A 1601-nucleotide genomic window follows, 5' to 3' on the forward strand; every position below is an offset into this window, starting at 1 on the left:
CCTCAAGAAACTGCTTCATTGAAGGCGGCATCAAGTCATAGATGCCGGAATATTTCAAGGCGCGCGGGCGTATGGAAAGCTGCCTGAGATAGGGAAGCCATGCCATGCTCTGCTGTTTTATGTCACCGTAAAGCCGGCGGTGCCGAATGATTTCACGGTAATTTTCATCCAGGACGATTATTTGCGAAGATGTCAGTTTCAAGTTAAGGGCTGTGTTGGCATGTTTCGGTGAAGCCGAATACTCATGCAAACCTTTATGCAGATAAAACTTACCCCAGTTATTGGCGGTAACACTTTTATTGCCGCTTAAGTCAAATTCAATCTCAGGCAGCGCATGGCAGTGTTTCAGGTCGTCCCTGAACAGCTCTTCAATTGTTTCATTATGGCGGTAATGCTCTCTGCCGGCATCTTGTTCGCACATTTCAAGGAGCTGCCGGTTGAAATCAGCCAGGCTCAAAAAACGGGGGACCGGAACCAGGAAATTACGTCTCTGGTAACCGACTTTATTCTCAACATTGCCTTTTTCATGGCCTTCACCGGGATTTGTGAATACGGACTGAAACCGGTAATGTTCACGGAATCGCTCAAAGCGCTGTGTGGTCTCGCGATCCCCGCCCCGTATGACTTTTGTCACAATGGTTTTTGTGTTATCAAACCATATTTCTTCAGGTACTGCGCCAATATGACGGAAGATGGCATCCAGCCCTTCAAAAAGGCATTCCATGTTTTCCCCATAGAACAATTGCAGGTAGCCTTTGTTGCTATAGGGGAAAGACACTTCGAGATATTTTCCGGTAATGCGCGTACCGTTTTCATAAAAATCAGCGGTGCCGAAATCAACTTGTGCTTCACCGGGACGATGTGTTAGCGGCAGAAATCCATTGCGGGCATTGCTGAATAATTCACGGTGTTTATCGGAGTAGTATGCGGCAACCGTCCTGTAGGAACAATCAAAATCGTCAAATTCTTTCTTGAGCCGGTCAAATACCCTCTTGGCCGTATGCCGCTGTTTGCGCGGTGCTTGTTTGTCCTCTTCAAGCCATTGATCAACAGCCGGCTTGTAAGGGTCCAGTTTCGGACAGAACTGCTTGGCAGAAGCCGGTTTGGGCTCTGGCAGATTGAAGTCTGCCATATCCACATATTTCTGTACCGTCTTCCAGTCCAATTTCAGTTCATTTGCAATATGGGTAATGTTCTCTCCTTTCGTGAAAAACCGCAATCTGATATCATGTATCTTGTCCATTGCGAGCATTCTCCTTTCCTCCTTGCATTCTTTGGTCAGATACAAGGATATGGGTTATGGTTAATGCCTGCAATGGATTTTTGCAATACTATGGAATTTCCACTTGCAACTTTCGGTATTTTTATCTTACAACAAACAGCGAAAAATTCCTAGAAGGCTTATCAAGTTTCGTCGGAAATGTGTTTGGTAGGCAAACATCTGATGTTATAAATAGTTTTAGAAAGGATGGTAGATTTAAAAAATCTTTTAGTACAGCTCTTAATATAGCTATAGAACGCTTTTTTAATGAATATCAAGATACTGAAATAATAGCTGCGATTAAAAAGGACAAAGATTTTCTTAGTAGAGAACCAGTTCG

At 44.0% G+C, this 1601-nt stretch carries 2 protein-coding genes; one reads left to right on the top strand and one right to left on the bottom strand.

Translation table 11 applies throughout. The annotated features are described in order from the left end of the window. The coding region (istA, locus tag NC238_01375) for an IS21 family transposase (GenBank protein MCM1564606.1) at positions 1 to 1252 on the bottom strand (1252 nt) is incomplete at its 3' end. A 47-nt stretch (positions 1253 to 1299) separates the two neighbouring features. Between istA and NC238_01380 the strand changes: the two genes are divergently transcribed. After that, positions 1300 to 1601, top strand: a 302-nt coding sequence (locus tag NC238_01380; GenBank protein MCM1564607.1) for a hypothetical protein, incomplete at its 3' end; no start/stop codon positions are given.

It is taken from the genome of Dehalobacter sp. (assembly GCA_023667845.1).
In the GTDB taxonomy this organism is placed as follows: domain Bacteria; phylum Bacillota; class Desulfitobacteriia; order Desulfitobacteriales; family Syntrophobotulaceae; genus Dehalobacter.